The sequence below is a fragment of the Bernardetia aquimarina genome, from assembly GCF_042180575.1.
Lineage (GTDB): Bacteria > Bacteroidota > Bacteroidia > Cytophagales > Bernardetiaceae > Bernardetia.
Map to the genome: position 1 here is coordinate 1967402 of NZ_CP170094.1, position 26690 is coordinate 1994091.

General features: G+C 32.0%; 18 protein-coding genes. 11 read left to right on the forward strand and 7 right to left on the reverse strand.

What is annotated here, in order from left to right; genetic code table 11:
* Positions 1 to 6: 6 nt before the first annotated feature.
* From ACE193_RS08265 to ACE193_RS08305, 9 genes are all read left to right on the forward strand, one after another.
* Entirely contained in the window at positions 7 to 249 is a 243-nt protein-coding gene (locus ACE193_RS08265) for a DUF6952 family protein (protein ID WP_375562525.1), read from the forward strand.
* A 151-nt stretch (positions 250 to 400) separates the two neighbouring features.
* Positions 401 to 754: a four helix bundle protein gene (locus ACE193_RS08270; RefSeq protein WP_375562526.1), complete on the forward strand. Its 354-nt coding sequence runs from the start codon at positions 401 to 403 to the stop codon at positions 752 to 754.
* A gap of 128 nt (positions 755 to 882) precedes the next feature.
* Entirely contained in the window at positions 883 to 2085 is a 1203-nt protein-coding gene (gene mnmA / locus ACE193_RS08275; RefSeq protein WP_375562527.1) for a tRNA 2-thiouridine(34) synthase MnmA, read from the forward strand.
* A 97-nt stretch (positions 2086 to 2182) separates the two neighbouring features.
* Positions 2183 to 2431 (forward strand): hypothetical protein, encoded by a 249-nt coding sequence (locus ACE193_RS08280; RefSeq protein WP_375562528.1) that lies wholly within the window; start codon positions 2183 to 2185, stop codon positions 2429 to 2431.
* Complete coding sequence (locus ACE193_RS08285) at positions 2428 to 2853, forward strand: type II toxin-antitoxin system VapC family toxin (RefSeq protein WP_375562529.1); 426 nt, start codon at positions 2428 to 2430, stop codon at positions 2851 to 2853. The genes ACE193_RS08280 and ACE193_RS08285 overlap by 4 nt, the downstream gene beginning before the upstream one ends.
* A 154-nt stretch (positions 2854 to 3007) precedes the next feature.
* On the forward strand, positions 3008 to 4195 hold the full coding sequence (locus ACE193_RS08290) for an ISL3 family transposase (protein WP_375558606.1): 1188 nt from the start codon (positions 3008 to 3010) through the stop codon (positions 4193 to 4195).
* 231 nt (positions 4196 to 4426) lie between these two features.
* Positions 4427 to 5932: a reverse transcriptase domain-containing protein gene (locus ACE193_RS08295; RefSeq protein ID WP_375562530.1), complete on the forward strand. Its 1506-nt coding sequence runs from the start codon at positions 4427 to 4429 to the stop codon at positions 5930 to 5932.
* Positions 5933 to 6147: 215 nt separating this feature from the next.
* The gene (locus ACE193_RS08300) at positions 6148 to 6507 is read left to right on the forward strand and encodes a calcium-binding protein (protein WP_375562531.1); all 360 of its coding nucleotides are present in this window, start codon (positions 6148 to 6150) and stop codon (positions 6505 to 6507) included.
* Between the two features lie 44 nt (positions 6508 to 6551).
* Positions 6552 to 6752: a hypothetical protein gene (locus ACE193_RS08305; RefSeq protein WP_375562532.1), complete on the forward strand. Its 201-nt coding sequence runs from the start codon at positions 6552 to 6554 to the stop codon at positions 6750 to 6752.
* 108 nt (positions 6753 to 6860) lie between these two features.
* On the opposite strand, the gene ACE193_RS08310 is transcribed toward ACE193_RS08305, so the two are convergent.
* The gene (locus ACE193_RS08310; RefSeq protein WP_375562533.1) at positions 6861 to 9698 is read right to left on the reverse strand and encodes a gliding motility-associated C-terminal domain-containing protein; all 2838 of its coding nucleotides are present in this window, start codon (positions 9696 to 9698) and stop codon (positions 6861 to 6863) included.
* A gap of 292 nt (positions 9699 to 9990) precedes the next feature.
* On the opposite strand from ACE193_RS08310, the gene ACE193_RS08315 reads away from it, so the two are divergent.
* On the forward strand, positions 9991 to 10746 hold the full coding sequence (locus tag ACE193_RS08315; protein ID WP_375562534.1) for a metallophosphoesterase family protein: 756 nt from the start codon (positions 9991 to 9993) through the stop codon (positions 10744 to 10746).
* 50 nt (positions 10747 to 10796) lie between these two features.
* On the opposite strand, the gene ACE193_RS08320 is transcribed toward ACE193_RS08315, so the two are convergent.
* From ACE193_RS08320 to ACE193_RS08340, 5 genes are all read right to left on the reverse strand, one after another.
* On the reverse strand, positions 10797 to 11807 hold the full coding sequence (locus ACE193_RS08320) for an L-threonylcarbamoyladenylate synthase (protein WP_375562535.1): 1011 nt from the start codon (positions 11805 to 11807) through the stop codon (positions 10797 to 10799).
* Positions 11808 to 11947: 140 nt separating this feature from the next.
* Positions 11948 to 13582 (reverse strand): OmpP1/FadL family transporter, encoded by a 1635-nt coding sequence (locus ACE193_RS08325; protein WP_375562536.1) that lies wholly within the window; start codon positions 13580 to 13582, stop codon positions 11948 to 11950.
* Positions 13583 to 13874: 292 nt separating this feature from the next.
* Positions 13875 to 15299, reverse strand: a complete 1425-nt coding sequence (locus tag ACE193_RS08330; RefSeq protein WP_375562537.1) for a RagB/SusD family nutrient uptake outer membrane protein — start codon at positions 15297 to 15299, stop codon at positions 13875 to 13877.
* Positions 15300 to 15337: 38 nt separating this feature from the next.
* Positions 15338 to 18325 carry a SusC/RagA family TonB-linked outer membrane protein gene (locus tag ACE193_RS08335; protein WP_375562538.1) on the reverse strand — a complete coding sequence of 996 codons (2988 nt, stop codon included), beginning with the start codon at positions 18323 to 18325 and terminating at the stop codon, positions 15338 to 15340.
* A gap of 519 nt (positions 18326 to 18844) precedes the next feature.
* A complete protein-coding gene (locus ACE193_RS08340) occupies positions 18845 to 22126 on the reverse strand; it encodes a two-component regulator propeller domain-containing protein (RefSeq protein WP_375562539.1) in 3282 nt (1093 codons plus the stop codon).
* Between the two features lie 376 nt (positions 22127 to 22502).
* Here ACE193_RS08340 and ACE193_RS08345 point away from each other — a divergent pair, with 376 nt between their 5' ends.
* On the forward strand, positions 22503 to 23249 hold the full coding sequence (locus tag ACE193_RS08345) for an FkbM family methyltransferase (RefSeq protein ID WP_375562540.1): 747 nt from the start codon (positions 22503 to 22505) through the stop codon (positions 23247 to 23249).
* 12 nt (positions 23250 to 23261) lie between these two features.
* Here the strand turns inward: ACE193_RS08345 and ACE193_RS08350 are convergent, their stop codons facing one another.
* A complete protein-coding gene (locus ACE193_RS08350; RefSeq protein WP_375562541.1) occupies positions 23262 to 26576 on the reverse strand; it encodes an N-6 DNA methylase in 3315 nt (1104 codons plus the stop codon).
* Between the last annotated feature and the right edge of the window lie 114 nt (positions 26577 to 26690).

Here is a 26690-nt window from a genome sequence, read left to right on the forward strand (position 1 = left end):
AATATCATGAAATTACCAGTTATAAAACAATTAGTAGAAACTCATTCGTTAGAAGACCTCAAAAAAGCTGAAATGGCTATGGAAGAAGGAGAAAACCCTACTTTTGAAGTAAAAGGCGAAGACGAAGGCGAACAATTTACACACGTAATTGCAGCCGTTTGGGTAAAAGAAAAAATGGAAAAAGATGGCGTTGATGCTCGTGCTGCAATGCGTGAATATACACAGAAAGTAAGAAATTCAATAAGTTAAATTACGAATTTTCAATTACGACCTGCTAAAGCAGCGCAGCTAATTACGAATTGAAATACAAAAATAAACCTAGTATATTTATCATATATAAAAACAAAAGCTTATTGAGTATTCATTATTTTACTCTCGTAATTTTTAATTCGTAATTGATATGAAAGAAGACAACATTATTCAGAAAAAGAGCTTTGATTTTGCTATCCGAATAGTGAATGCTTATAAGTTTTTGATTTCTAAACAAGAATATGTTTTGTCAAAACAATTATTACGTAGTGGAACTTCAATAGGTGCAAACGTAGAAGAGGCTATAGGTGGATATTCTAGGACAGATTTTGGTTTTAAATTATCCATTGCATACAAAGAAGCTAGAGAAACACTTTATTGGATTAAACTCTTAGAAGCAACTGACTATCTTTCAGAAGAAATGAGTAAAAGTCTGATTCAAGATGCAGAAGAAATCTGCAAAATAATTGGTAAAATACAAACTTCTTTAAAGAAAAATCAGTAATAAATAAAACAGCGAAGCTAGTTAAGCTATAGAATTTCGTAATTAAAAATTCGTAATCCGTAATTGACCAATTCGTAATTAAATTAAGTTTTTAACGGACTTTGAATCCGTTTCAAAAAAACAATACTATGAATATAACTACAAAAAATCCAGAAAACCCTAATTCGAAAGGAAGAGTTTTGGTCGCCATGAGTGGTGGAATTGATAGTTCGTTGGCAGCCGTTTTGTTGCACGAACAAGGTTATGAAGTCATCGGAATGACGATGAAAACGTGGGATTATGCTGCTTCGGGTGGCAATATGAAAAAAGAAACGGGCTGTTGTAGCTTGGATTCTATCAATGATGCCCGTTCTATTTCGGTTGATTTGGGTTTCCCTCATTATATTTTGGACATTCGTTCCGAATTTGGCGATTACGTCATCGATTATTTTACAGAAGAATATATGGAAGGCAGAACGCCAAATCCATGTGTACTTTGCAATACGCATATCAAATGGGACGCACTTTTAAGACGTGCTGATAATTTGGGTTGTCAGTATATTGCGACAGGTCATTATGCCAATATTAGAGAGGAAAACGGACGTTTTGTAGTTTCGAAAGGTGTCGATACCAAAAAAGACCAATCGTATGTTTTGTGGGGTGTTTCGCAAGAAAGTTTGAGCCGTACTATGCTTCCTTTGGGAAATCTTACCAAAGCACAAATTCGTCAAATGGCATTGGATAGAGGTTTTGATGAGCTTGTCAAAAAATCAGAATCGTATGAAATCTGTTTTATTCCTGATAATGATTACCGTAGTTTCTTGAAAAGAAGAGTTCCAGATATGGACGAAAAAGTAGGAAAAGGAAACTTCATAATGACAACTGGAGAAGTAGTCGGACAACATGAAGGTTATCCGTTTTATACGGTCGGACAGCGCAAAGGATTAGGAATTGCACTCGGCGAACCTGCTTATGTAGTAGAAATTAAAAAAGATACCAATGAAGTTATTTTAGGTTTCAAAGATGATTTGTATAGAGATGGAATGATTGTCAAAAAATTAAATCTTCAAAAATATGCAAACATTGAAGGCGATTTACTGACCACTACAAAAGTTCGTGTACACCACGCAGGCGCACCAGCAACCATCACACAAAGCGAAGACGGACAAGAACTTACTGTTCTTTTTCACGAGCCTGTCGATGCCATTGCCCCTGGACAATCTGCCGTTTTTTATGATGGCGATGATGTCATTGGTGGAGGTTGGATAGTTTCTTCCTTCCAACAAATTGGAAACGAACGAATAGAGAAAAACTTGTTTCCTACGGAAGTTTATAAGCCGAAGACGGTTTAATATATTTACCGAACGGTTCGCTTTGAGTGAACTGTTCGGTATTTTTTTGTATCTTAGATAAAGAGTTTTATAACTTAAAAGATAAAATAAATTGATTATGGCAAAAATAGAACTACTATTAAAAGACCTTGAAAACCTAAATCGTGATGAAATTTGGGTTGTCTGGGAATTTCTACAACAAAAAATAAAATCTTATACTCTAAATCCTGCTCAATCCGTAGAAAAAGAAGAAACAAAAAGACTACAATTTGATGATTTTTCGTTTGGACGTACTAGAGAAATTTTGAAAGGAAAAAATCTGAATTTGAGTGATGCTGTTATTGAAGAAAGGAGAAGTTACGAATGAATTTATTTTTAGATACTTCTGCATTATTGAAATTATACGATAATGAAATAGGCAGTGATGAAATGGAACTTTTATTCACTACCAATAAAATTGAAAAAATCTATCTCTCTTCTCTTACGATTTTAGAATTAGAATCTGCTATCAGAAAAAAACAACGTATGAAATTACTTACAGAAAGTGAAACTGAAGAAATTTCAAGGCTTTTTACTGAAGATTCTAGCAAATTTACTTGGATAGAGATTGATGATAAAATTTTACAAAGAGCATTTCTATTATTAAAAAAATACGGAATAGAAGGTTTGAGAACTTTAGATGCTATTCAATTATCAAGTGCCATTGAAGTAAAAAATGATGTTGCTTTGAATATTACTTATGATAAATTGCTAAAAAGTTTATTTGAAAAAGAAGATTTGAATAACTAAAAAAATGACTTCCAACAAATTGGAAACGAACGAATAGAGAAAAATTTGTTTCCTACGGAAGTTTATAAGCCTAAAACGGTTTAGAGTTTCTTTTTAGGTAAAAAAAAGTGGTTCTTCCGACAATTTAGCGATAATTTCTTAATTTAGCCTTTCTATGGATACTAACACAATAGCAATTTTATTAGGTTTTTCAGATTTTTCAGTAACGAAAATAGAATCTTCTCCACTTCGCTTAACTATTTATGGAGAAAGTAATTTAGCCGATTCTATTTGTCCTAATTGCTTGAAAAAGTGCAATAAAGTGACTTCTACTTCAGAACGTATTGTTCGTGACCGAAATATTTTAGACAAAGAGGTTTATTTACACTTAACTTCTCGTCAATTTCATTGTCAAGATTGTACTCGTTACTTTCAAGAAGTTTTTAGTTTTGTTTCTAAGCAAAAAAATCAAACTCATCGTTTGGAAAAATATCTTTATTTATGTTTGAAAGATAGCAGTTTCAAAGAAGTAGCTATCCGAGAAAACATACTTTGGGATGTTTTAGATGGTATTTTTAAAACCTATAGTAAACGTGAGATAAAAAAACACCTAGATTATTTTCCTCGACGTTTAGGTATTGATGAATTTGCTTACAAAAAAGGAAAAAAGGAATATGCTGTTGTTTTAGTAGATTTAGATACAGGTCAAGTTTGGGATATTTTAGAATACCGTAATAAAGAGTATTTAAAAGCCTATTTTTTATCCAAAGGCGAAGTTTTTTGTACTAGTATAGAAGTATTTTCTTGTGATATGTGGGAGGGATTTTCAAATACAGCAAAAGAAGTATTTCCTAACGCTGATGTAGTAATAGATCGCTTTCATTTTTTTCAGCATTGTAATAAAGTGCTAGATAGCATTCGTAAAGAATTACGACGAAAAGATGATAAAAACGTTCATTTCAAGCAAATAAAATGGCTTTTATACAAGGCATGGAAAGACCTTACTTATAAAGAAAGACGAGTTTTACTTAAAGCGTTTAGGTTTAGCTCAACGCTTAGACAGGTGTATTTTATGAAAGTGGAATTACAAAATATATTTAATACTGATTTGAGTAAACAAGAAGCTAAAAAACTACTAGACCAATGGATAGAAGAAGCTCAAAAAATAAATCATAAGGCTCTAAATAGATTTATAAATACGTTTAATTCTTGGAAAAATGATATTATTAATTTCTTCAAAGATAGATATTCTAACGGAATAGTAGAGGGAATTAATAATAAAATTAAGACCCTCAAAAGGAGTGGGTATGGGTTTAGAAACTTTCAAAATTTTAGATTGAGAATGATAGTCAAATTCATATAATCGCTAAAAAGTCGGAAGAGCCAAAAAAGTTATATTTGAGCTATAAAATATTAAAGAAAATGTCCTATGGGGGCTAACGGAAGCTACAACCTCCAAATTGAAACATTTGGAATTGGGTTCAGGTTTTTTTCAAGAAATCCTGTAAAATGAAAACTTATTTTTATTTGTACTTGCCGTGTCAAAAGTATTCGCTGTTTACAGTGAATACTTTTTTTATAAAAAAAAATAATTATGGAAAAAATAATTCTAGGTGACATACAGAAAGAAGCTGAACAGAAAGCTGCTCAATATAATTTGTATCATAATTATTTACATCTTGAGCACAAAAGAAATTGTCGTAGGTTGAAAAATCCTCCTGCAAAAGATGTTAGAACACCTGAAGAGTGGGGAGAAGACCGTAAATTTAATCCATTTTATGTGTTAAAACACAAAAAGCAGATAGCAAGATCAATATCTAAGAAACTTTTAGACAAAAATTATAAGCCTAATCCTCCATATATAAAAATAATACCTAAGAAAGGAGGAGGTACAAGAACAATAAGTATTTATCAAATCCCTGATTCTGCCGTATCTGATAGGTTTTATTATAACCTTTTAGGAAAAAATAGACATCGGTTTAGCTCATTGTCTTATGCTTATCGTAATGATAGAAATATACATTTTGCAATTCAAGATATAGCACAAGAGCTAACAAGTATTCCACGCATTTATGTAGCTGAATTTGATTTTAGCAACTTTTTTGGGTCTATAGATCATAATTATTTGTTTCATCAATTAAAACAAAACTCTTTTTTAGTTAGTGAGCTAGAAATACATGTTATTGAATCTTTCTTAGAACCCTATAAAGAAGATAAGAAGGGAATCCCACTTGGTACTTCTATTTCACTATTTCTTGCTAATATAGTTTGTTGGGAACTAGATAGAAAGTTTGAAGATGCTGGGATTCGTTTTGCAAGATATGCTGATGACACGATAATATGGTCAAGAGATTATTCAAAAATCTCTAAAGCATTTGATATAATTGCAGATTTTTCTAAAGAAACAGGTATTTCACTAAACTATAAAAAATCTGATGGTATAAGTCTACTACAAAAGACAGGGTTAAAATCGGAGTTTCACAATTCAAAAGAATTCATAGAATTCTTAGGATATAAAATATCATGTGAGAATGTGGGAATTAAAGATGCTTCTATATACAAAATAAAAAAGCAAATTTCTTATCTTTTGTATCGTAATTTAATTCAACCTATTAGAACTAAATCATTCAAAGCAATGAATCTTCCTGCAAATAATATGGATAAAGACTTTATAACTGCTATTATGCAGATAAGAAGATATTTGTATGGTAACCTAACTGAAATTACTCTCAAAAAGTATTTGAATGGTACATATAAACGATTTTCTTTTAAAGGAATTATGAGCTTTTATCCGTTAATAACGGATGAAAATCAGATGATTGAAATGGATAAATGGCTTTTGAGTACAGTAATGAACGTTTTAAATAAACGTAAAAAGCTATTAAAAAGTCATATACCTACTTTTAACGAAGATCAATTTCCTTTTAATTGTAATAAAGATGATTTGATAAATGAATGTAGAAATAAATTGGTTTATCGTAAAAAAGGATTAATTGAATTACCCTCTTTCTTAAGAATATACAAGGCTATAAAAAAAGGTGTAGTAAATGAAGGAATAGAAAAAGTTATGCATCCGAATTCAAACTCATATTATGAATAATATTTCCTTGCGCTTATTAGTGTTTTAGCATAGTGACATTTTTTTTCACGAAGCTATTTTAACTTTCATTTTTTCCTCAAAAAAAACTTTGTCAGTAGTTTGCCTAAGCAAACTCTGACAATAGTTAAAAGCAGTATAATCTAAACTATTGTCAAAGTCTGATTACAGACTATTGACAAAGTTCAAATAATTTTTACATAAAAACACACACAACTATGGCACTAACAGAACAAGAAATTAAAGAAATCATTGAAAATGAAATCATTGTAGATGCTTATACTGATGAAGAAGCAGAAACAGGCTGGGCAACATACATGGAAGACAATATCAATTTTCCATTTGAAGCAGAATATTTAGTAAGGAGAGCATCTAAACCAAACGAATGGAAAAAAGTCAAAATTATAGAGAATTATACAAACTCTTCAAATTATGAAGGAGGAGAGTTTTATTTATCAGCTCTACTTGAAGATGTGGATATGGTTATTCCAGTAGAAATAAGTGAACTAAGAAATGTAGAAGCAGATGAAGATACATTAGATACTTTTCAAATATGGGAATACAGAAATAAATATTAATTTAACGACAAACTAAAAACTCTCACTCAAAAAACAAAAAAACAATGTTTTCAGAAAAATATCCGAATTTAGAATATTGGGTTGATGCACAAGGTTGGATTGAACTCGGTTCAGATGAAAATAGCGACTCTTGGATTAGAATCATGGACACAGGAGGATTATGCTATGAAGATGAAGATTCAAGTTCATTAGATGAAGCCTTAGAAAAAGCTGAACGCTGGGCTGCTGAAGAAAATGAAGAGTAATTTTAAACTTATTTTATCTAAAAAATATGACGAAGAAAAATAAAAAACGAACGGTTCACACAAAAGCAAACCGTTCGTAATTTTTAATTCGTAATCCGTAATTGTATCTTATTCTCTCAATAAAGAAACCCAACCTTTCAAAATCAAAACTTCATCAGTTGGATTCAAACGATTAAAAGTAACTTTGACTTGGAAATAATACATTCCAGAAGGCATTTCTTTTCCGTTGTTATTTTCTCCATTCCAATCAATAAAGACATTATTATCTTCATCGCTTGTAGTTTCAAAAACCAAATCTTCCCAACGGCTATAAATTTTGGTTTCTACATTTTTGACAAAAGCAGGACAGTCTAATGCTCTAAATGTATCATTTATTCCGTCGCCATTTGGTGTAAATACATTTGGTAGCGCATAATTTGGACAGTTATCATTACATACTTGATTACTAAATGTACTCTCATTTCCAGACGCATCAAGAGCTGTAACAACATAACAACCTGCCACAGAACGAACTTGTTCGTGTGTATAAGTCGTGTCAGTAGTATTTATCAAAAGCTGCAATGAATCATTAATTTGGGCTTTGAAGTATAAATTATAACTACTCACTTCCAAATCACAATCAGGCGAATAATCATTTTGCCATCTCAATTCATTTCTAAAAAGAGAATCACTACAATAAATTGGATCTTCAAAATTAATGGTTTCACAAATCAAAGAGTCTAAAAACAAGGTTGTAGGCGAACAAGGAGGCGTTTCGTCAAGTGGAACAATACATACTTTTTGAGACTTGTTCAAAAGTGGTTCTGGCAAACCTTCTTTATTGTAACTTCCTTGTGTTGTAACAAAATAACAATATTCTACCTTGTCTAAAAGCTCTGTATCAGTATAAGAAAACGAGCCACTAAAGACATTTATACTATCCAAAAGAACAAAATCAGTTCCATCAGCATCCGTTTGACGATAAATATAATGTTGTGGAAAACGTGAATCAGTATTGTTCCAAGGCACTTCTGCACGCCAACTTAAAGTAGCTGCATTTACTAAAGGAGTTGCATTCAAACGAACAGAACTTGCCACAGCCGAAGAATCTACCAAATTATCATTTGAATAAAAAAGAACTCTATAATTATAAACTTCTTCTTCAGTATTCAGATTTGTGTCTCTAAAAGTAGTGTCATTTTCAGCAAAACGTTCTCCTAATTGCGTATAATTCTGAGTTCCAGAGAAACCATCTGCACGGAAAAGTTCATATTCATAAGGTCTTGGAAAATCTTCTTCTATGAGGTCTTGGGGTTTTGTCCATTCCACTTGCATTTCTCCATTTTCGGTGTCTGTTTCTTCTACACTTACTTTTGTAATATACGGTGCATTGGTTGGAATAATTACACAAACTTCGTCAGAAACATAACTTTCTCCTCCTGCTGGATTTGGGAATCTTGCAAAAATACGGTAGCAATATGTTTTTCCTCGTTCTAATCCTTCTCCATTATTATCATCTAAATAGAATAGATTACCAATTTCATTTGTTCCAATTTGTGTATAACCTGTATAAGCAGGCAAACCTGTTTCACATGTATCAGGGTTAAACTCAAAAGAGCCTACTCTTCGCCAAATAGTCATTTCACTAGCATTCGGACACTGATAAGAAAACCAACTCAATGAAATGCTATTATCAACTGTATTGACATCAGCAATGAGCGTATCAGGTTTTGGACCTACAACTCGGATTTGCCACGTTTTTAAATCTACTAATTTGTTGCTGCTGGGTTGAGGTTGGTCTTCTGCTTTAAAAGTAACAGCATAAGGTTGCAAACGTACATCTTCACAGACTGTTTGCCAATCAAAAACACCCTTTTCTTCTCCATTTGGAGGCTGAATATTCAAAACATTAAAATTCGCATAATTTCTTGGTGGAACAGATTGTAATACATTTGCATCTCTAAATAATGCACTATAAGCAAAAAGTTTAACAAAATCTTCATCAGGGTCTGTTCCTGTAATTGTATCTCTTAAAAATGCTCCTGCCGTAACACAGGTATCTCTAGGAATTTCTAAAATAGGACGTTTATTTGGATTATCTCTTACAATAATCTGCATATCACGGTTTACTTGTCCAATCAAAATACCTTCTCGCCATTCTTGAACAATAAAAGCTACATTAAACTGCCCTGTTCGCCCAGGTGTATTCCAAACCAAATCTCCTGTAATGGGGTCAAGAGTAGCAATAGTTGCTCCTCCCTCTTCACGTTCTCCCCCAAATGAAGGGTCATCTAACAGACTAAAACCCTCAACTGGCGTATTTATATCACGTTTGGGAGTAACAAAAATATATGCTAAACTATCACCATCAGCATCATACGCCCCTGGATTATGAATAAATTTTTCACCTACACGAGCAAAGTCAATCGGTGGAACAAGCAAAATAGGTGACCTATTTAATCCCAAAAAAGGATTTATCAAAAAAGTAGATTGAATATGAAAAGCTGTATTGACAGAATTAGGAATATTGACAATATTTTCGTTTCTGTTTCGAATAGCAACACCCACATTATACTCTCCAGCACCAGGGAAAGTATAAGTAGTAGTATAAGTATTTCTTGTAGTAGCATTTCCAATACTAACACCTGAAAGACGATCTACCATACGTGTTTCTCCAGTTCCAAAATTAAATTCAATTTCTGGGTCAGGTGGAACTCCTCCATCATCAGTATAAATAATTGCCGTAATTCGATAAGTCAGACTAATATCAGAAATACGTTCGGCTGTCAAATCTCCTGCTCTAACGTGGGTAGCGTGTGCATTTTGAGATAAAAAAGACAAAAAGAATAGACAAGTAAAAACACTACAAATCAATTTAGCAGTTCGGTTAGTAGCTAAATCAGAAGTAAAAAAATTTGATTTAATAGGTTTTATGTTTTTTAAATTATAGAAAAAATCCTTATTCATTGGTATAGATTTATTTTATCGATAGTAATAGTATCGAAATAACTGTATTTTTAGAGGAGGGTTTTCATTCTCCAGTTTATATTTGATAGAAGGGAATTGTAGTATAAAACATAATTGTACTTTTCAGAAGGTAAATATAAAGATAAGGTAGTCAATCACAAATACAAAATTTTGCATGGCATTAAAAATTTTCTTGATTGTAAATGAAAATTATATCCATAATGTGAATTATAAAATCATAAATAAAAAAATTACTACTGTGATTTTGAAAGAATTATATTATTTTTGAGAAATGAATGCTGCAAATACAACCATTACTCGCTCTATTCCCAAAATTGACTCTTCCAAAGGTACTCGTTATGCCATTTCGGACATACATGGCTGCGCCCAAACATTTAAAGCACTCATCAAAAAAATAAATCTTTCTACAGATGACCAGCTTTTTTTGTTGGGAGATTATATTAATAAAGGACCAGATAGCAAAGGCGTTTTAGATTATATTATAGAACTTCAAAAAAGCTATTCTGTTTTTTGTTTACGAGGAAATCATGAAGAACTTCTCATGCGAGCGCATAGAAGAGCAGGAGGAGATAAATCAATTCGTTTAATTCCTGTTTTGCATCGTGGTAGAGGTTTGGTAGATGAAAACCGTCGTATTTTGCCTCAATATTTACCTTTTTTGGAAAGTCTTTCTTATTATTTTGAATTAGAAGATTATTATTTGGTTCATGCAGGTTTTGATTTTGAAGCACCAGATCCTTTTTCTGAAACTGAAAAAATGCTTTGGGTGCGTTATTTTGAGGTTGATACAAGTATTGTAGGAGATAAAAGAGTTATTCACGGACATGTTCCCGAATATTTACAATTTATTCAAGAAGAGATTGATTATGGCTGTCCTTCTATTTGTATTGATAATGGTTGTGTCTATAAAGCACGTAGAAAAGCAGGTTTGGGACAACTTTTAGCTTTAAATTTGGATACATTAGAAATAATTTTACAAGAAAATATTGAAACAGAACGCTCTTCTTCAAGAAGTCATTTTTTATAATCATGACACTAACCGAACGATTCGCTTTAAGCGAACCGTTCGATGATTTACTAATAAGCTGCTCTCCTCAAACGGTCATTTATTGCTCTTCCTAATTCTTTTTCAGGTAAAAGTTCTGCCAAGATAATTTTGATATTTAGTTTGTCTAATTCTCTCATATACGAAAATAAATTTTGTGCAGCCTCCGAAAAATTACCTTTTTTTGATAAAATAAATTGATTGATTGTAGGAATTTGATTGTAATTTTTAGAAAAAGATAAAATTCCTATTTCGTTTAGTTGTAGTTCATTATTTGATAAATATTCTTTCAACATTTCATCAATATTCCCCAAACGCATTTTTATTTTTGGTGCATAATGACTTAAAAGCATTCCAGAAGAGGCTACTTTTGTTAGTTCTTTTTTATCAACATGAGGATTTGAATTTGAATGTTCTTTTATGATTAATTTTCCGACTACTTTTTCTAGTTCTTCGATGGCTACTCCTCCTTTTCTAAAAACAGTAAGTTTTCCATTTTCTTCTCCAATTATTGTAGATTCTACGCCTATTTTACAGTTTCCTCCATCCAAAATATAACTTACTTTTTCTCCCAACTGCTCAAAAACGTGATTTGCAGTTGTCGGACTGATATAACCAAACGGATTTGCACTCGGTGCAGCCAAAGGAAAATCAAGGTTTTTGAGAAGTTCTAAAGTAAGTTCATGGTTCGGAATACGAACAGCAACATGGGGAAGTCCACTTGTAACAAGGTCTGGAATAATTGATTTTCTAGGCAAAAGAAGTGTCAAAGCACCTGCCCAAAACTTATTTCCTAGTTCTTCTGCCCAAAAGGGAAAATCACTTGTCCAATTTTTTATTTTTTCAATGCTATCTGTATGGACAATTAAAGGATCAAAGGTAGGGCGATTTTTTGCTTCAAAAATTTTAGCAACAGCCTTTATATCAAAAGCATTTGCAGCCAAACCATACACTGTTTCGGTAGGAATAGCAACTAAATTTCCGTTTTCTAAACTTTCTTTAGCAATTTTTATATTGCTTCCAATTATTGTTTTTTCTGTCAAAATATAACTTGATTTTTCTTATAAATCATTCTCACACTAAAGTGTAAACTACATAATGCCACAAAAATAAAAAAATCCAACTACTTTTTGTAAGTAATTGGATTTAGTAAGTTTATTTTTTGGCTAGTATTTCAAATTTATTAGAAATGAAACCCAACAGTCGCTACTACGTTTGTTGTCGTATTTTTTATATCAATAGTAGGATTCGAATTATCAGGCAAATTATAAGGTGTATAAACATTATTATTGGTTTGCTGAACAACTGCCAAATCTATATAAAATGCCTTTTTATGAATACCCAAACCTCCCGAAATACGAGTTTGAAAAGCATCCTCATCTTCTCTACGAAAATCTTCTTTCATCGTATTTCCATACAGACCTACTCCACCACGCAAATAAAATGTATTCAAGCGAAGTTCTGCACCCAAACGATAATTCATTGTAGAAGCATATAGATTTTGGATAGTTTGATTATCTGCTGTAAAACTAAACTCTTGAGGTGGACTTAATAATTTCGAAGATTCATAATTAATAAAATCTACATCAGCACTAATAAAACCAAATTTTCCTACAAAAAATGCTGCTCCTAAAGAGGCACGCAATGGCGTAGTCATATTATAGGTACTTTCCACGTCTAGCGTAGTTCCACTTACATCATTCAAAATAATAGGGTTTTGATTATCGTCATCTCCAAAATAAAAATTATTATATAATGCGTCTAAACTGGCATTATAGGTATCATTTACAGAAAAATATGTTGGTGTAGTAACACTTGCACCCAAACGAATAGCATAAATAGGACGATAAATCACTCCTGCCGTAAGATTTACACCTGTTCCATTAATGAATAAATTTTCTCCAATAACTAAACTATTTAATGATTTTACTTGACTTGGGTCAGTTGGTTCTCCTGTTACAGTTTCTTCATAACGTTTTTCTTCTTTATATCTAAATGACTGAATTCCCAAACCTGCACCAAAAAATAATTTATCATTATAATTTCCACCATACGAAAAATTCCATTGGCTTTGAGAACCTGAATACTCTATTGTTTCACGTTGTAATGTAGGTGCAATAGGCACGATAGAATAGTAGGTATTTTGTCCTCCATTATCAAAATCAAAATCTTCATTAATTAAATAGGCATCATACGCTAATGCTAATAAATCAGTTGCTCCACCTGAAGGATAAATAGAACTCCAAGGAATACCATCAGCTTGATTTAAGAAATAATCTATGATAGAATTTTCTGAATTTGTTCCTTCATAACTTGTACGTCTGTGAAAGCTATTCAAACGACTATATGAAACCGAAAATGCTCCTCCTTTATATCCTGATGAATTATTGGAAGGTAAAACAAATGCTCCTCCAAGTTGAGCAAAGTTAAAATTGAGTTTAGCATCTTCTGTGGGTATGTTCTGAGAACCTAAGTTATAAGTAGCATCCGAACCCAAAAAAGCTAGAGAAGGAGAAAATGTAATTTCGGAACGCTGCAAATATCCAAGACCAGCAGGATTAACAGAAGCCGAACTAATATCTCCACCGATTGCAGTTGCAGCTCCTCCAATTCCTTGAATACGTGCATTTGCTCCCATAGTAGGAATTGTTTGAGCAAAACGATTAGCATCAACATAATATCCAAAAGAACCTTGTGCTACTGGATTATTTTGAGCAGAAGCAAAATCTGAACAAAATACACTTGCAGATAAAGTAATTATTCCTATTATCCTCCTTAGAGGAAATTTATTGAATTGAATTGATTTTATATTTTTCATTGTATATAAGTTAGTTTTATTTTAGTAAAAATAATGAGAGTCAAGAGTAAAAAAATAACTAGCAAACGAAGACAATAGAATTGTTTGTTTAAGTAGTTTAAAAAGTAGATGCAAAAAATGCTCAAAAGGTCGCATCAGTTTATTATAAATAACTAACTACTGGGGTTAAAAATAGTTAAGGAGAATTTTTGATAAAAAATAGACATAAAAAAACTACTAAGAAACTAAATTCTTAGTAGTTTTTTATTATTTATTAAATTCTAATTTAATAGAATAAACCTTTAGTTATTGATTAATAACTAGGATTTTGTTCTAAATTAGGATTTGCATCTCTTTCACGAGTAGGAATAGGCAAGATTGTTTTTGGACCTCCAAATACTGCTTGAGCAGCAAAAGGACCATCTACACGTAATGCTTTTTCCTTACGAAGTAAATCCATACGACGGTGTCCTTCAAAAGCAAGTTCTAAACGACGCTCATTCAAAATAGCATCAACTAGTTCCTGTTTTGTTGTAGGAGCTGGAGCTAAATTTCCTAATCCTGCACGTGTACGCAATTGATTTACGATTGCTAATGCTTCTGAATTTACACCAGCACTAGACTCAGCTAATGCTTCTGCCAAATTTAGATATACTTCTGTAGTACGAATTACAGAAACGTTATCAGCATTTGTAATAGCATCAGAAAATTTAAGTGAAAATAAAACTCCATCTTGTTCTGAAGATACTGCTAAACGAGCATCACCTGCTTCATGAGCATCAATCAAATCTTGTGAAAAAGGAGCATCCCCTCTACCACCAGCTTGTGCAGGACGAGTGAATGAAGCCCATCCACCAGATCCAGTAGCTCCGTTATCTGTAGCAGAGTTTTGAATAGCAAAAATAGTTTCAGAAGTATTTTTAGATGACCAAAAAGAATGATCTGAAGCTAAGTCATAAAGTCCTGCATCAATTACTTGACGAGCAAAACTAGCTGCTTGATCCCACTCTCCTCTGTAAAGATGTAAACGAGAAAGCATTGCACGAGCAGCACCTTTAGTAGCTCTACCACGAGTTTCTAAAGGATCACCTAAATCATCTGCTAAATCTGCTACTCCTGCTTCCAAATCAGATTTGATAAGCGCATGTACTTCTGCTACTGTTGCACGAGTTGGTAGCTCTATAGTACCATTAAAAGGTTCAGTTACTAGAGGTACACCTAAAGTTCCTCCATTACTAACTTGGAATGGCTGACCGAAGATATTTACTAATTGAAAGTAAGAAAGAGCACGCATAAATTTTGCTTCTGCAACAAATTGTGCTTTTTCTTCTACAGTAAATCCATCTACCTCAACATTTGGTACATTTAAGATCACTGCATTTGCAGCAAATATAGTACGATAATGGTCTCTCCAAATTACCTCTATAGTAGAATTACTAGCAATAGCTGCAAAATTATTGATTTCTTGAAGAGTAATAAATGAGCCAATAAACTCTACATTATCAGGCTGATATTCAGAGATAATACCTACCGTACCACCGAAAGCATCTAAAAACTGTGCTCTACTATATACTCCCATCAATGATCCAAAAGAAGATAGTTCATCATTGAAAGCTAAGTCAGTAGATACCTCTTGCTGTGGTTGTATTTCTTCTAGCTGTTTTTCACAGCTACTCATCATAGGTGCTAACATGATAGCAGCTATGACATATTTATATAAATTTTTTCTTATTTCCATTTCTATTTAAATTTTGGGGTTGAAACTAAACAACAATATTAGAAACTAAAGTTAGCTCCAATAGTAAGTGCCTGTCCTTGTGGAGGAGTAAAGAAAGAAGCTCCTTGCAGTTGTCCATCTGTTCCATCACGGTTTACCTCAGGATCTGCTCCAAAGAAATCCTTAGATGTTACTGTAAGCAAATTTTGCCCTCTTACATAAACTCTTGCTCTAGTAATAGTCTTAGTCTTAGCAAGAATATTCTTAGGAAGATCATATGCTAAAGTGAGAGTACGCAGGCGCAAGAAGTTAGCATTTGCTAACTGTTGAGTAGATTCTTGAGCAAAAGTCAAGTTAGTAGCACTTGTATATGCTGGTGCATAAGCATTGTCTCCTGGATTCTCCCATACATTCAACAATTCAGTTGTTTTATTAAAACTAGACGTAGGGTTATTTAAGAATGTAAACTCATCAAGGTAAACATAAGATCCTATAGAAAAATTAAACAATGCATCAAGACTAAGTCCTTTGTAAGTAAATGTATTACGAAGTCCACCTGTCCATTCAGGAATAGCTGAACCAACTATAACTCTATCATCTGGAGTAGGAGTTGTAGTTACTTCACCGTCTTTAGTAAACCACTCAGCATCTCCAGTTTCAGGATTAATCCCTTTATACTTTATCATATAATAAGTATTCAAAGAGTACCCTTCGATAGCTCTTTGATAACTGGTTGCAGTAAGAATATTTCTTCCCTCTGGATCTTGATTATCAGCAGGAAGAGATAGTACTTCGTTTTTCACATAACCTGCATTTAAAGAAGTAACCCATTTGAAACCTGAAGCAGTTTCAATATTTGTAGATGTAAGACTCAAGTCTATACCACTATTTCCCATTTTACCAACATTTTGAATAATAGAAGCAAAACCAGAAGTATAAGGTAATGGAACATCTAATAAAATACCATCTGTAACTTTATTATAGTAGCTTACTTGTCCAGAGAAACGTTTTAAGAATCCAAAACTTACAGTTACATCTAATTGTGTAGTTTCCTCCCAGCTCAAATCAGGGTTAGCTGCCTGAGTAGGACGAATACCTGGAAAACCAGCATAATCGGAATTTACACCACCTTGGTATAATCCTAAAGAAGCAAAGTTACCTACACGGTCATTACCTGTAGTACCATAACTTACAGAAAGTTTAAGAATATCAAGTGCTTCAATGTCATTCAAGAAAGACTCTTCAGAAAGAATCCATCCTCCTGATACTGCCCAAAATATACCGTATCTATTATTAGCACCAAAACGAGAAGATCCATCTCTACGAACAGTTGCTTCAGCTAAATAACGGTCATTATAACGATAGTTCAGACGTAAAAACTGAGATTCTAATGCCCACTGTGAACCTGTTTCTGAAGTAATGGTAGGAGTTGCAGCATTACCCACATTAGGGAATCCATCAGTTACAAAACCTGACCCTTCTACAGCCATTGTCTCAAGACGTGAAGTTTCATAGCTAAAACCAAGTAAAGCGTTGAAACTATGGTCACCTGTTGATTTACTATAATCGACTGTAGTAGTGTTCAACCACTTATTATCTTGAATATCACGACGATATGCATAACCACCTGGAGATACAATTTCTACATCTCTAATTTTCTCTTTTGCATAAACAAGGTCAGTACCAAATGAAGTTCTTACTTTCAAATTAGGAATGATATCATACTCTGCATAAATATTACCAATAGTACGGCGTGTTTTTAAGTAACGAGTACTTAATTCTTCAATAGCTAATACGTTAGCAATGAAGCCAGTATTTACATAAGCTCCATTTTCGTCACGAGGTTGTACAAAAGGAGATTGTAAATAAGAAGAAGTAAGAGGAGCAAAAGTACTATTATCAGAACTAATGCGATCATTGTCTGTCGTTACTAAGTTTAAGTTTACACCAAAGCGTAATTTATCTGTAGCATTATGTGAAACATTTACACGACCCGATAAACGCTCTAAATCATTTCCAATAACATAAGCAGATTGTCTGAAATAAGTTCCACCTACGTAGAATTGAGTTTTTTCAGTTCCACCTGTAGCAGATAAAGAGTAATTAGATGTCGTACCTGTACGTAAGACGGCATCTACCCAGTCAAAATTACCTTCTGGAAAATCTATAGGGGCAGCACCTAGACCTACACGAACAGCATTGCGATATTCAGCATACTGGTCTCTATTCATTGTTTCATTTATAGCTACTGGAGTAACCCAACCTGTATACACATCTGCATTAAACATAGTCTTTTGGTTTGCTTTACCTTTCTTAGTAGTAATAACAATAACACCATTTGCACCACGAGAACCATAAATAGCTGTTGCAGAAGCATCTTTCAAGATTGTTACAGATTCAATATCTTGTGGGTTGATTTCTATAAGTGGATTTGTAGCTGTACCACCTCCTAGTAAGTTAGAATAACCACCTTCCAAAGTAGTACCTTCAGCATCATTTAAAGGCACACCATCAACAACATATAACGGAGAACTACCACTTGTAATACTGGTAACACCACGAATACGAATATTTGGCTGGCTACCAATAACACCAGAAGCACCTGTCATTTGTACACCTGCTGCTTGTCCTTGTAACGCATCTTGTACAGAAGTTACTGGCTGTTCAGCCAGTGCTGTACCAGTTACAGTAGATACTGTTTGAGTAGAAAAGCGTTCACTTTGCTCTCCATAACCTACTACTACCACAGATTCTAAAACACCATCTATCATAGTTACATCAATAACTGTACGGTTTCCAATAGTTTCTTCAACTGTTTTATAACCTACAAAACGATAAACGAGAGTTTCTGTTCCTTCAGGAACAGTAATAGAGTACTTTCCTTCTATGTCAGTTTGTGTACCTTGCTGTGTTCCTTTTACTTGAACAGTCGCACCTGGCAAAGCACCATCTGCAGAAGTTACAGTACCTGTAATTGTTCGTTGTGCCCATGCTGAACTAACAAGCAAGAACATCAACATCATACTAAGTAATAATTTTCTCTTCATGAGTAAATTGATTAATTTGATAATGAAAAATTTAAAAAATAATTTTCGGAGGGTATATTTATTTTGATAGTTATGTAATAATTCATTTAGCTTTTCTGTTCAGAAAAATTATGAATTATAATGACTAATTATCATAAATTATATTAAGCAGTAAAAATTGCTTTATGATTAATTGTAGAATTGAAGGGAATGTTAAGTTACGTATTTTTAAATCAAAAACCTATTTGATTTCTCAAAAAAAGCAACTTTTCATATAAATTTCCTCTCTTATCCATCTTAATATACTAAAAATTTAGTATCGTTCTTAACAAAAGGTAATTTTTACGAATGCAATTAAATCAAAATTTATATTAAGACAAAATGATTTTTACAGAATTTTATACAAAATGTTGTTAAAAAACCTTTTTAGATTTATAATTTACTGTTTTTCAGATTGTTAAACTTTTATTATTAAAAATGTAACAACAATAAATTTATTTATTGTGCACTAAAAAATTTACATTATTTTCAAAATAACACTTACATGCGTATTCCAACTACAAGCATGTCATCAATTTGGCGTTGTAGTCCTTGCCAATGCACAAAACTTTCTTGTAGTTTCTTTTCCTGTTCTTGCAGAGGAAGATGTTGTATTTTACCTAATAATTCTATAAAACGCTTTTTAGAGAACTTTTTACTATCTTTTCCTCCAAATTGGTCTAAAAAGCCATCTGTAGTGAGATAAACCATATCATTTTTCTGAAGACTTATATATTTATCTGTAAATGTTTTTTGCTTTTGTTTAAGTAAAGTTCCACCAATAGAAAACCTATCTCCTTTTATCTCTTTTATTTTTCCATTTTCAGTATAAAATAATGAGTTTTTTGCTCCTGAGAACACAATTTTACGATTTGCTTTATCCAAAAAAATCATTGACATATCCATTCCATCACGACTTTTCCACATTTTACCTGTTTCATGCAAAACATTTCCTTCATTTTGTTTTAACCAATCCACAATCCCTGCATTCATTTCAGTTAAAATCTTAGCAGGTTCATTGATTTGTTTGACTTTTGTGGTTTGCTCCAGCATGGCAAAACCCACAACAGACATAATTGCACCTGGAACACCATGTCCTGTACAATCTACTACTGCAAACTGACTTGTACCATTCTTTTTCCAAGCCCAATAAAAATCTCCACTCACAATATCACGAGGCTGAAAAAGCACAAAATGTTCGGTAAAGGCATCTAACATTTCTTCCTCAGAAGGAATAATGGCATCTTGAATACGCTGTGCATACCGAATTGAATCTGTAATTTTTTTATTAGCAGACTCTATCAATGTATTCTGCTCTTCTACTTTTTCTTTTTCTTTAGTTAGTTCTTGAGTACGTAATGCAATTTTTTCTTCTAATTGTCTTTTCTTTTGTTCTACTCGCCATACCCTCCATCTATAAATTAAATAGAAAATTAAAAGGATAATTGCTATAAAAGCAATTTTTGCTTCAAGAGTATTGTACCATGCTGCTGTAATAGAAATCTGTATCGATATAGGTTCTTCATTCCATACTCCGTCAGAATTAGAACCTTTTACTAAGAAGGTGTACTCTCCAGCATCTAGGTTGGTGTATTGAGCTTCACCTCTATCAGATTCTATCCAATCAACATCGAAACCTTCTAATTTATATTGATATTTATTTCTTTCAGGAAGAGAATAATGAAGGGATGCAAAGAAAAATGAAAATGAGTTTTGTTTATGATTCAGTTTTATTTGTTTTACAAGAGAAATATGATTTTGAATAATACTACTATCTCCAATTTCAATATTTTTGTTATTAACTTGAAAATTGGTAAATAAAATAGGAGCGATATAACTATTTCCTTTAATGCTATCTGGATGGAAATAGTTTAGTCCATTTATTCCTCCAAAATACATCATTCCAGACTTTCCTTTTGTGTATGCACCTGAATTAAACTCATTGGCTTGCAGTCCATCTTCTACACCAAAATTGAGAAAAGTAGTATCTGAAGGCGTAAACTTACTAATTCCTCTATTGGTACTAAACCACAAATTCTTTTTAGAATCTTCCAAAACTCCATACAAAACATTATTTGGGAGTCCATCTTCTTCTGTAAAATGTCTGAATTTACCACTTTTTCTATCTAATGAATTTAACCCTCCACCATAAGTCAAAACCCAAAAATGGTTTTTGTCATCTTCATAAACAGGATATACTCGGTTTGTACTAATGCTGTATTTGTCATTTACATCACTTTTATAAGCCGAAAAAACCTTGTTTTTTGCATCAAATTTATTCAATCCACCACCATACGTACTTACCCATAAAGTACCTTCTGAATCTTCATAAATCCCTCTTACTCTGTCATTAGACAATGAACTAGGAACATTTGGTTCGTGAACAAAAGCTGTAAATGAATTTGTATTTGCATCATATCTTGAAATACCTCCTTTGTCTGTACCTATCCAAATTGTTCCTGACTTATCTTGATAGATTACACGAATAGAATTACTTAAAAGTCCTTTTGTCGTTTTTGTGGTAAAACGCTTTTTAAAATTAGCACCCAAACTAGGTTGGTTATTATCAAATACATAAATACCATCTTCGACTGTTCCGACCCATACTTGATTTTGATTGTCTTCGAATAACGCATAAATCCCCTTTCTTGCAACAACACCAATAACAGAAGCATTATCTAATCCTTCTTTATATTTATTTAGACCTTGTATTGTACCTATCCAAAGGATTCCGTAATGATCTTCCAAAACACTACGCACTGTATTATCACTCAAACCTGTACGAGAAGCTGTGTAAGTATCAAATTTTATTCTATTTCTATCAAATTTATTGATTCCATATCCATTTGTTCCAATCCAAAAAATACCTGCTTGATCTTCAAACATAGTCAGAATATCATTCGAAGAAAGACTAGAAGGGTCTGTATTACGAGAGCGAATAACACGCAAACGAGGCGAATTGAACCAAGGCTTTAAATATTGCAAACCGTCATTTGTCATGAGCCAAAGCAAACCTCTACTATCTATAAAAACATTATTAATAGTCAAATACCTATTCTGAACAACATCTATATAATTTGAAGCTAAAAAAGTACGTTTGAAAAGTCCTGATGCTCCACCAGCCCAAATATTCCCTTCATTATCCATTACCATTCCATTGATAATATCCCGTCTGAATCCTCGTTTTTCAAACTGTTTTGTTTTTCTATCAAAAGCAGCAATTCCTGCATTTGTTCCTACCCATAATACTCCATTCTTATCTTCTAAAAAACAACGAACAATACATTCGTCAAGTTTTTTCTCTCTAAAAGTTTCAAAAGCCTTAGCATCTTGTAAAAAATGAACTAGTCCTTCGTCTGTTCCTATCCAAATCTCACCATTTTTATCACAGTGAATAGAACGAATAGTATTACTTATAATGCTTGTTTCATCAATCGGATTATTACGATACCTTGTAAAATGCTGTTTGGCAAAGTCAAAAACATTCAATCCTCCTTCAGTTCCTATCCACATATTTCCTTCTTTATCTTCTGTAATACAAAGAATCAGATTATCAGAAATAGAATTTATATCATCAACAACACGCTTATAATGATGAAACTTGATTCCATCATACATATTGAGTCCATCTTGTGTGCCTATCCAAAGCAAGCCACGAGAATCTTGAAAGAAAACATTAGGTGTGTTTTGTGAAAGTCCTTCATCAATAGTGATATGCTCAAAAGACATATTACTTTGTGCATACGAAATCGAAAATATACTCTGCACAACAAAACAACTCATTAGCAAAACAATCGAATACAAAAAATTTAGAAAATGATTTGTCAATCTGTTCTGTAAAAAGCAGTCCCTAGTGTGTGTGTTTAGAGTAAAAATTATATTTTCCTTGTAAAAGTTCAAAAAATGATAAGCAGAAATAATGATTAAAAATAAAAAAAGAGTCGTTTTAGATAGTGAGTATTTTTTCTCAACACACAAAGTTGCTTAAAATTATGATAAAAATCCACTACTAAATTACAATTTTTGTAGTTTATGTGTAATTTTTAGTCCAAAAACCAATAAAAGCAAATAAGTATTCGTTTTTTGTGTTTTGAGTTTGAAAAAGGGTTTTCTAATTTTGCATATTCAATTTTACTCACAAAAGATAATCAAAATTAACTTGAAACAGAAATTAGTACGCTCTCTAAAAGCCTTTATCAATAAATTAGGCTATCATATAGATAAAATAGACAGAAATTCACTCACAATGGCTGGTGGATTAGAACGCAGTACAAAACATACTTCGCCAAAAAGTTTTATAGATGTGGGAGCTTCTGATGGAAGATGGACAGAACTAGCGATGCAATTCTTTCCAAATTCACATTATTTGCTAGTTGAGGCGCAAGAAGGACACCGTAAGGATTTAGAATCTTTTCAATCAAAAAGTCAAAATATTTCGATTTGTATGGCTGCTGCTGGAGATGCCGAAGGAGAAATTTATTTTGATGCTTCCGACCTTCACGCAGGATTGGCTTCTAAAGAAAAACTAGAAAAAAACTGCATTACTGTTCCTGTTACGACGATAGATTTGCAGGTAGAAAAACACAAATTACAACCTCCTTTTTGTATAAAATTAGATACACACGGTTTTGAGATTCCAATTTTGGAAGGCGCAACCAAAACGCTAGAACAAGCAGATTTATTAATAATTGAAGTATATAATTTTCAGATTGTACAAAATGATGAAGATACTTCACAAAACAGTCTTCGTTTTTATGAACTGTGTCAGTATTTAGACAAAAAAGGTTTTTATCCTGCTGATTTAGTGGATATTATGAGAAGAAAAAAAGATGATATGCTTTGGCAAATGGATATGTTTTTTTATAGAAAAGAGAATAAAGTTTTTGAGAGTAATGAGTATGAATAAGAATTGAATACTTTACCTACCAAAACAATATTTTTCAATAATTTTCTTTTTTTGTTCTTGTAAAATCGCATCTAGTTCTGAAACAGACACTCCTTTTGATAAATAATTTCCTCTTTCAGTTTCTAACTTGAATAAATCCTCTTGTATTAAAACTTGTTGTTTTTTAGTAGGTATAGGGATTTTAATTTTTTGAATATCTCTTGGATAAACGTGAGGTTGAGCCTGTCCTCTTTGTAATTTATACAATTCAGATTGAACTACTTTAAGAATTTCATAAAGTAGTTTAGTCGAAATTTTATCTTCATCTAAAGATTGAACTGTCGTACAATCAGAAGCAAATATTTCTGTATCCCAAAAATTTAAAAAACCTGCATAAGCTCCCGAAGCACTTACTGTTATACAATTTTCAGAACGATTTGATACATTATGATAATAAGCTGGCTGTTGTCCTCCTGCAATAACTGGAATTTTGCCTTCTATAGTTTTTGCTTTTGTGATAGAACTTCCCTTCTGAATATGTGCAATAGAACTAAGAATAGTTATATTATCTGATTGCCAAATCTCTTCCCAACTTGTTTTCGATACCGTTTCGGTGCTAATTTTTTTATCAAAGTCAGTTTGGTCAAAGTCTATTAATTCAACTAAATTGAATAATTGCACTTGTTCTTTTATTTCTTCATCAATAGCTTTTATTTTTTCATCTAAGATAGATTTATAAATATAATTACTTGCTTTTTTAGGATTCAATATATTTTCTTCATCAAATAACTTTCCACCATAACTATTAATTTTTATTCCCTCTTGTCCTTTTCGTGTACTAAATTCATATCCTAAAGTTTCTGTTTGCTCAGTAGTTGTTTTACCTGTCTTTACCACAACTGTTTGTTGAAAGTCATAATATTTTTCTATGATGTGAGGGTTTTTGTTGGCATCTGACAGGCATAACATAAAATACAAAAATTTTTCTTTTTCCTTTTCTTTACAATACAAATAAAATTTAGAGTTTAAGATTCCTAACTTTTCTTCTTTGGTTTTTCTTTTAAAAGAAGCTGTTGCTTTCAACCTTTTGGTTTCAGAAAGAGTATCAAAAGCCATTTTATATTCCAAAAACATTTCAGTTTGTAATAACTCATCTGAAACTTCAGTTTGTAAAAATAGCTTGTACTCTTCCAAATCAAAATCTCTATATTCTACAAACAAACTCAATAGTTTTTCTGCGTCTAAATAACTAAATTCTTTCTCATATTTTATATTCGAAAATAAAGATGAGACTATTTGCTGACGGTCTTCTAAAAAATCATCATTTCTTCTCTTCAAAAATACAATTAATGTCTTTACGTTGGTAGCAATAAATGTTTTACTTCCTAAAATTGTAATTCCTTTTATCTCAAAATATTTCAAAAGAATTTCTCTTGCTTTTATATAAATCCCCCCACTTTCAAAAATAGAAGTAGGCAAAACAATTCCTGCTACTCCACCGTAGTTAAGAACTTGTTTTGTTCTTTCAATAAATAGAGTTTCAATTTCATTGCTATTTTCTGTCAAGCTATCAAAAAGCTCAAAATGTGCTTTTCCTACATTGAGATAATTTTTGAAAGCATCAACTGAATAAGGAGGATTGGCAACCACAATATCAAATTTGTTCTCTTCTAATTTCAGTTTTTCATTATCTTCCAATCCATCTCCAAAAATAATGTTTGCATCACCATCACCATTTATATAACAGGCTATTTGAGAAGCACGAGCCAATCTATAATCTTTTTCTATTCCATAAATAAAATTCTCAGCCCATTCTGTTCCTTTTTTATAGATTTCTATCTTTTTTTGTAATTCTAAAGAAAGAGTAGAAGTATCCATTCTTTTAATAATAGCTTGTATTTCTTCTACACTCTCTGTCAGAAAATGTCCTGCACCACACGCATAATCTAAAACTTTAGGTAAAATTTTTTCTTTCCCTTCTTTTATTTTATTCTGAATTATATTTTCATAGCCAAGAGAAAGAATAATGTAACGAACAATAGGAATAGGTGTAAAAAACTGACCTTCTGACTGTTTTACACCATGATTAAGCATTAATTCAAAAAAATCGCCTAATACAGCTTGTTTATTTGAAAAACGAAAACGGAAATTCTGAATAAGTTTGATTACTTCTCTTAAAACCTTTCCATTTTGAACAAATAACTTTCTGTTATGAACTTCTTTAAATGCAAATTCATTGTGTGTATAATATTTTAGTTCTCTAAAAATTTCTTCTACTTTATGAATTGGTGTTTGAGCAGGATAAAGACGAATAATATCTTGTAATTCTTTTTCAGAATAATAAATAACCTCTTCATTGAGTTTTTTCATTCCTGTTTGATAAAGAGCTTGCAGACGGTCAATGATATGTTCGTATTGTTCATCTTCTCGGACTTGAAAATCTAAGATTTCTTCATCATTTTTTTCTTCATCTACAATTTTGCAGAGAAACAACGAGAGAATTTTATTAAATGCGTTTGAATTATCTGAAATATTATTGTGCCTTAGAATTTCAGCAAATTTGTTAAATAATCCTGTTGCATCTTCTATTGATTTCAAATTTTTCTTTTTGAGAGCTTTTAATTCTAAAGAATACGGATTTGCATCTTCATCAAACACACCGTTAAAATGAACGTATTTTATAAAAGTATCTTTCCACACTTCAAAAAACTCACTTTTATTTTTTGCATCTCTATATAATTTTAAGTCTTCTTCTTCGATTTGTTTGAGCAACTTTACTAAATCTTCCTCTCTGTCTTTAATTTGTACAATTAAATTTTCATATTCAAAATTTTCTTTTTCGTTCAATTTAGAAGTATATAAAACGAGAAACTTAGCATTTTGGTCATTAGCTAAATAGGCAAATAATTGTCCTCCATGTTCGTTCATTTTTATTTTTTCTCGCTCAAATTCTGTTCCCCATGTCTTACACTCTATGACCAATAAAGATTTTGTATCTTTTCCATATACACAAATATCTGACTTTCCTCCACTTGCACCTCTTCCAGAAGGATAACGTCTTTCTAAATGAATGTCATTTGCTTCATATCCTTTTTCTAAAAGCCTGTTTACACATTCTAATACAACATAATTTTCTGCTTGATTAAGGTTTGAGGTAGTTTTATCTCCTAATTGTATTTGATTATCATTTTGTCTTTCTACTGTTGTCTGATTATCTGACCTATAAAATATTTTTTTTGTACTAGTATCTACTTTTATAGTATAATTTTGCAAGGAGTATTTTTTTATATATAATACCTCGTTTTGAGTTGTAAACCCTAGTTTTTCCAAAAATAATTTATCTGACATATTCTTTTCTTAGTAAATAAGTTGCTTATATTTTGAGCAAAGTTACAATTTTTTGTGAAATTTATTTAGAAAAACAATCAAAATTAACTAACAAAGACAGAAAATTATTAGATT

Coding starts and splice junctions, on each gene's coding strand:
- ACE193_RS08330 (WP_375562537.1), bottom strand. CDS start 15,299: ATGGAAATAAGAAAAAATTTATATAAATATGTCATAGCTGCTATCATG.
- ACE193_RS08315 (WP_375562534.1), top strand. CDS start 9,991: ATGAATGCTGCAAATACAACCATTACTCGCTCTATTCCCAAAATTGAC.
- ACE193_RS08270 (WP_375562526.1), top strand. CDS start 401: ATGAAAGAAGACAACATTATTCAGAAAAAGAGCTTTGATTTTGCTATC.
- ACE193_RS08295 (WP_375562530.1), top strand. CDS start 4,427: ATGGAAAAAATAATTCTAGGTGACATACAGAAAGAAGCTGAACAGAAA.
- mnmA (WP_375562527.1), top strand. CDS start 883: ATGAATATAACTACAAAAAATCCAGAAAACCCTAATTCGAAAGGAAGA.
- ACE193_RS08290 (WP_375558606.1), top strand. CDS start 3,008: ATGGATACTAACACAATAGCAATTTTATTAGGTTTTTCAGATTTTTCA.
- ACE193_RS08280 (WP_375562528.1), top strand. CDS start 2,183: ATGGCAAAAATAGAACTACTATTAAAAGACCTTGAAAACCTAAATCGT.
- ACE193_RS08300 (WP_375562531.1), top strand. CDS start 6,148: ATGGCACTAACAGAACAAGAAATTAAAGAAATCATTGAAAATGAAATC.
- ACE193_RS08305 (WP_375562532.1), top strand. CDS start 6,552: ATGTTTTCAGAAAAATATCCGAATTTAGAATATTGGGTTGATGCACAA.
- ACE193_RS08335 (WP_375562538.1), bottom strand. CDS start 18,325: ATGAAGAGAAAATTATTACTTAGTATGATGTTGATGTTCTTGCTTGTT.
- ACE193_RS08285 (WP_375562529.1), top strand. CDS start 2,428: ATGAATTTATTTTTAGATACTTCTGCATTATTGAAATTATACGATAAT.
- ACE193_RS08340 (WP_375562539.1), bottom strand. CDS start 22,126: ATGAGTTGTTTTGTTGTGCAGAGTATATTTTCGATTTCGTATGCACAA.
- ACE193_RS08325 (WP_375562536.1), bottom strand. CDS start 13,582: ATGAAAAATATAAAATCAATTCAATTCAATAAATTTCCTCTAAGGAGG.
- ACE193_RS08310 (WP_375562533.1), bottom strand. CDS start 9,698: ATGAATAAGGATTTTTTCTATAATTTAAAAAACATAAAACCTATTAAA.
- ACE193_RS08350 (WP_375562541.1), bottom strand. CDS start 26,576: ATGTCAGATAAATTATTTTTGGAAAAACTAGGGTTTACAACTCAAAAC.
- ACE193_RS08265 (WP_375562525.1), top strand. CDS start 7: ATGAAATTACCAGTTATAAAACAATTAGTAGAAACTCATTCGTTAGAA.